This is a genomic window from Streptomyces sp. NRRL B-24572, assembly GCF_002156145.1.
Taxonomy (GTDB): Bacteria; Actinomycetota; Actinomycetes; order Streptomycetales; family Streptomycetaceae; genus Streptomyces; species Streptomyces vietnamensis.
In genome coordinates this window covers 1-5,263 of sequence record NZ_MWIG01000523.1, presented here as the reverse complement: position 1 = coordinate 5,263, position 5,263 = coordinate 1, and the positions used below count along the sequence as shown (strand labels likewise).

5 protein-coding genes are annotated in these 5,263 nt (G+C 67.9%); 1 reads left to right on the top strand and 4 read right to left on the bottom strand.

Translation table 11 applies throughout. The features are described 5' to 3' along the window. Positions 1-34: 34 nt before the first annotated feature. Complete coding sequence (locus CCN56_RS28820) at positions 35-2,557, bottom strand: ATP-dependent Clp protease ATP-binding subunit (protein WP_041129826.1); 2,523 nt, start codon at positions 2,555-2,557, stop codon at positions 35-37. A 528-nt stretch (positions 2,558-3,085) separates the two neighbouring features. Between CCN56_RS28820 and CCN56_RS28810 the strand changes: the two genes are divergently transcribed. Continuing rightward, the gene (locus CCN56_RS28810; protein ID WP_086830916.1) at positions 3,086-3,673 is read left to right on the top strand and encodes an SCO3374 family protein; all 588 of its coding nucleotides are present in this window, start codon (positions 3,086-3,088) and stop codon (positions 3,671-3,673) included. Here the strand turns inward: CCN56_RS28810 and CCN56_RS28805 are convergent. The 3 genes from CCN56_RS28805 to CCN56_RS28795 form a co-directional block, all read right to left on the bottom strand. Continuing rightward, a complete protein-coding gene (locus tag CCN56_RS28805) occupies positions 3,652-3,987 on the bottom strand; it encodes an Lsr2 family protein (protein ID WP_030324199.1) in 336 nt (111 codons plus the stop codon). The genes CCN56_RS28810 and CCN56_RS28805 overlap by 22 nt on opposite strands. 154 nt (positions 3,988-4,141) lie before the next feature. After that, positions 4,142-4,660 carry an amino-acid N-acetyltransferase gene (locus CCN56_RS28800; RefSeq protein ID WP_041129828.1) on the bottom strand — a complete coding sequence of 173 codons (519 nt, stop codon included), beginning with the start codon at positions 4,658-4,660 and terminating at the stop codon, positions 4,142-4,144. A gap of 15 nt (positions 4,661-4,675) precedes the next feature. Continuing rightward, positions 4,676-5,095 (bottom strand): BlaI/MecI/CopY family transcriptional regulator, encoded by a 420-nt coding sequence (locus tag CCN56_RS28795; protein ID WP_086830915.1) that lies wholly within the window; start codon positions 5,093-5,095, stop codon positions 4,676-4,678. Positions 5,096-5,263 lie beyond the last annotated feature (168 nt).

The following is a 5,263-nucleotide window of genomic DNA, read 5'->3' as shown; positions in this document are numbered from 1 at the left end:
GCCGCCCCTTACCGCTCAGCGCTCAGCGCGTGCGTCACGCTTCCTTCGAGAGGTTCGGGCCCGAGCCGCCCGCCGCCTCGATCGGCGGGGCGTCCGGCAGGGCCGACTTCTCCTCGCCGCGGAAGGTGAACTTGCGCTCCTCGCCCTCGCCCTCCGTGTCCACGACCACGATGTGACCGGGGCGCAGCTCGCCGAAGAGGATCTTCTCCGAGAGCGTGTCCTCGATCTCGCGCTGGATCGTCCGGCGCAGCGGCCGGGCGCCCATCACGGGGTCGTAGCCCTTCTTGGCGAGCAGCTCCTTCGCGGACTGGGAGAGCTCGATGCCCATGTCCCGGTCCTTGAGGCGCTCGTCGACGCGGCTGATCATCAGGTCGACGATCTGGAGGATGTCCTCCTGCGTCAGCTGCGGGAAGACGATGATGTCGTCCACACGGTTGAGGAACTCCGGGCGGAAGTGCTGCTTCAGCTCGTCGCTGACCTTGGCCTTCATCCGCTCGTAGTTGGACTTCGTGTCGCCCTGGGCGGCGAAGCCCAGGTTGAAGCCCTTCGAGATGTCCCTGGTCCCGAGGTTGGTGGTCATGATGATGACCGTGTTCTTGAAGTCCACGACCCGGCCCTGGGAGTCGGTCAGGCGACCGTCCTCCAGGATCTGGAGAAGGGAATTGAAGATATCGGGGTGGGCCTTCTCGACCTCGTCGAAGAGGACGACGGAGAACGGCTTGCGGCGCACCTTCTCGGTGAGCTGGCCGCCCTCTTCGTAGCCGACGTATCCGGGCGGCGAACCGAAGAGACGGGAAACCGTGTGCTTCTCGCTGAACTCCGACATGTCGAGGGAGATCATCGCGTCCTCGTCGCCGAAGAGGAATTCGGCGAGCGCCTTCGAAAGCTCGGTCTTACCGACGCCGGACGGGCCGGCGAAGATGAACGAGCCACCGGGGCGCTTCGGGTCCTTCAGACCCGCACGGGTACGGCGGATGGCCCGCGAGAGGCCGATGACGGCGTCCTTCTGGCCGATGACGCGCTTGTGGAGCTCGTCCTCCATGCGGAGCAGACGCGAGGACTCCTCCTCGGTCAGCTTGAAGACCGGGATGCCGGTGGCGGTCGCGAGGACCTCGGCGATCAGCTCGCCGTCGACCTCGGCGACGACGTCCATGTCGCCGGCCTTCCACTCCTTCTCCCGCTTGGCCTTCGCGGCGAGGAGCTGCTTCTCCTTGTCGCGCAGGGACGCGGCCTTCTCGAAGTCCTGCGAGTCGATCGCGGACTCCTTGTCGCGGCGGACGCCGGCGATCTTCTCGTCGAACTCGCGGAGGTCCGGCGGCGCGGTCATCCGGCGGATGCGCATCCGGGAGCCGGCCTCGTCGATCAGGTCGATCGCCTTGTCCGGGAGGAAGCGGTCCGAGATGTACCGGTCGGCCAGGGTCGCGGCCTGGACGAGGGCCTCGTCGGTGATGGAGACCCGGTGGTGGGCCTCGTACCGGTCGCGCAGACCCTTGAGGATCTCGATGGTGTGCGGCAGCGACGGCTCGGCGACCTGGATGGGCTGGAAGCGGCGCTCCAGGGCCGCGTCCTTCTCCAGGTACTTGCGGTACTCGTCGAGCGTGGTGGCACCGATGGTCTGGAGCTCACCGCGGGCCAGCATCGGCTTGAGGATGCTGGCGGCGTCGATCGCGCCCTCGGCGGCGCCCGCACCCACGAGGGTGTGGAGCTCGTCGATGAACAGGATGATGTCGCCGCGGGTGCGGATCTCCTTGAGGACCTTCTTCAGGCGCTCCTCGAAGTCACCGCGGTAGCGGGAGCCGGCGACCAGCGCGCCGAGGTCCAGGGTGTAGAGGTGCTTGTCCTTGAGGGTCTCGGGCACCTCGCCCTTGACGATGGCCTGCGCCAGGCCCTCGACGACGGCGGTCTTGCCGACGCCGGGCTCGCCGATGAGGACCGGGTTGTTCTTGGTGCGGCGGGACAGCACCTGCATGACCCGCTCGATCTCCTTCTCGCGCCCGATGACCGGGTCGAGCTTGGATTCGCGGGCCGCCTGGGTGAGGTTCCGGCCGAACTGGTCGAGGACCAGGGACGTCGAGGGGGTGCCCTCGGCAGGACCGCCGGCCGTGGCGGCTTCCTTGCCCTGGTAGCCGGAGAGCAGCTGGATGACCTGCTGCCGCACCCGGTTGAGGTCGGCGCCCAGCTTCACGAGGACCTGGGCGGCGACGCCCTCGCCCTCGCGGATCAGGCCGAGCAGGATGTGCTCGGTGCCGATGTAGTTGTGGCCGAGCTGGAGGGCCTCCCGGAGCGACAGCTCCAGGACCTTCTTGGCACGAGGGGTGAAGGGGATGTGCCCGGACGGGGCCTGCTGGCCCTGGCCGATGATCTCCTCCACCTGCTGGCGGACCGCCTCGAGCGAAATCCCGAGGCTCTCCAGGGCCTTAGCGGCGACACCCTCACCCTCGTGGATAAGGCCCAGAAGGATGTGCTCGGTGCCGATGTAGTTGTGGTTGAGCATCCGGGCTTCTTCCTGAGCCAGGACGACAACCCGCCGCGCGCGGTCGGTGAACCTCTCGAACATCGTTAATCGCTCCTCAGAGCGGTCAGTCAGTTAGGGGTCGATCCCCTCCCTGTCCTTCCGCAGCTTAGTCCCGCAAGCGGGGACCGCTCATTCCAACTGCCGACATCCGTCCGGATCACCCCCTCTTCAGCGGGGAGACCTGCTGCCGAACAGCCGACAAATGCTCCAACCCGATGGTGCGAGACGATGTTCCCGCAGGCCAAGTAGTTACCCGCGCCATCAGTACGCCGATGGCGAACGTGAGACGCCGAAGCCCGCGAGTCGCCCCTCTCCACTAGGAATGTCTTACCCGTAAGCACTGACACTCCATGCGGCGCACCCCGGTTCCCTCCGCTACCAGCGAACACCCTTGCGCTGCCGAATGCACGCGTACGCCCCATCACGGACACCTTGCGCGTCCACCGGGAGACCGTGTGTCACCTTCACCCGGGTCGTATGTCACCTTCGCCGGGGCCGTGTGTCGCTTTCGCCGGGGGTCGCGTGTCACCGCGGGCGTAACCAACGCGCCCTCGCGGGAGTTCCCCCTGCATGGTCTTCACCGTCCCGCTGCCCCGCACGCCGCCCGACCGCGGGATCGCGCGGTGGTACGAGGACGAGCTCGGCTGGGCCACGGTGGCGGGCCCGCCGGTGGGTCTGGTCACGGGGCTGCGCTTCGACGTCCTGGAACTGCCCGCCGAGGCCGGCCGGGGCGTGCTGCGCCGGGTGGGCGCCGCGACGGGTCCGGTGGCCCTCGTTGGACACCGGATGGGCCTGCTCGTGGCCGCGGGGAGCGCGGAGGAGCTACCGGGACTGCTCGACTGGCTGGAGTGGGGCGGGATCGCGCTGGATCTCACGGCCCTCGGTGCCGACGGCCGGATGACCGCACCCCTTCCCCCGGGGCGGGGCGGATCCGGCGCGCCGGGCGCCGCGGTGTGGCTGCGGGCGCCCGCGCCGGGTCGCGAGGTCGAACCCTCGCTGCCGGCGCTGCGGTCCGCGCCGTGGGGCGTTGCGGGTGCCCCCTGTCTGGTGCGTCTCGTGGCCGCCGCCGCGGCGGAGTGCCACCGGGTACGGCTGCTGAATGCCCGTACCCGCGGGGCGGCTCAGCAGCTTTCGCCTCAGCGGTTCGCGTCCTCGTAGGCGGCCTTGATGTCGGCGGGAACGCGACCGCGGTCGTTGACGTTCATGCCGTTCTCCTTGGCCCACGCGCGGATCTTCGCGGTGTCCTGGCTGCCCGTCGCCACGGCGCGGCCCTTGCCGCGGCCGCCGGTGGTGCGGCCGCCGGTGCGGCGACCGCTCGTGGTGTACGGCTCGAGCAGGCCACGGAGCTTTTCCGCGTTGGCGGTGGTGAGGTCGATCTCGTAGGTCTTGCCGTCCAGCGCGAACGTCACGGTCTCGTCCGCCTCGACGCCGTCGAGGTCGTCGACAAGAAGGACCTGAACCTTCTGTGCCACCGGATTTCCTTTCATCGAAAATGCAGTACGCGGAAAGGAAACCGCTTTTCCGGGAAAAACACAAACCCCTGGGAGAGGTTCAGAACCCCGACGACGCGGGAAACGTGCGCGATTCGGACATAGGGTTCCGCGAGAGGATCCCCGGGCTTCCCCGTCACAGGTGCAGAAGCATCCGGCTGTTGCCCAAGGTGTTCGGCTTCACTCGTTCGAGACCGAGGAACTCTGCGACTCCCTCGTCATAGGAACGCAGGAGCTCGCTGTAGACATCTCCGTCGACCGGGGTCTCGCCGATCTCGACGAAGCCGTGCTTCGCGAAGAAGTCGACTTCGAAGGTCAGGCAGAATACCCGCCGCACCCCGAGCCATCGGGCGGTGTGCAACAACTTGTCCAGCACCTGATGTCCGACGCCGGCTCCCTTGAACTCGGGATCGACGGCGAGAGTGCGGACTTCGGCGAGGTCTTCCCACATGACGTGGAGTGCGCCGCAGCCGACGACGACGGCGTCCTCGTCGCGTTCCGCGACCCAGAACTCCTGGATGGACTCGTAAAGGGTCACGGTCGCCTTGTCGAGCAGGATGCCGCGCTGCACGAAAGGATCGACGAGACGGCGGACCGCGGGCACATCGCTGGTGCGGGCCCTGCGTACGGTGACGGCTTTGGCGGGGGTCGACATGGGGGGACGCTATCGCTACGGGCGGGGCGCCCCTCCGTCACCCTCGCCCTCCCGCGGGGCGGCGGGGAGCGGGTTGTCGCGCTGGACGATCCGGATGGCGTCGTTCAGCGACTCCCGCTGTTCCGGCGACATCATGCCGAAGAAGGCGACGAGTGCGGCGGCGGGGTTGTCGCTCTGCGCCCAGGCCTCGTTCATCAGTGCGGCCGAGTAGGCGGCGCGGGTGGAGACCGCCGTATATCGATAGGCGCGGCCTTCGACCTCCCTGCGGACCCAGCCCTTCTGATGGAGATTGTCCATGACGGTCATGACGGTGGTGTAGGCGATGGACCGTTCCTGCTGGAGGTCTTCCAGGACTTCCCGGACGGTGACCGGACGGTTCCATTGCCAGACGCGCGTCATGACGGCGTCTTCGAGTTCTCCCAAGGGGCGGGGCACAATGCCACCCTAGTGGGAGAAAGGGCAATAAACGGCTATTGCCGCCCCAGAACGACCCGGGAACGACAAAAAGGGTGCGCGACCGGAAGCGGTCGCACACCCTCGGCACTGCTGTACGGGACGGACTAGGAGCCGTCCGCCTGGCGGGCGGCTCCTAGTCCGTCCCGT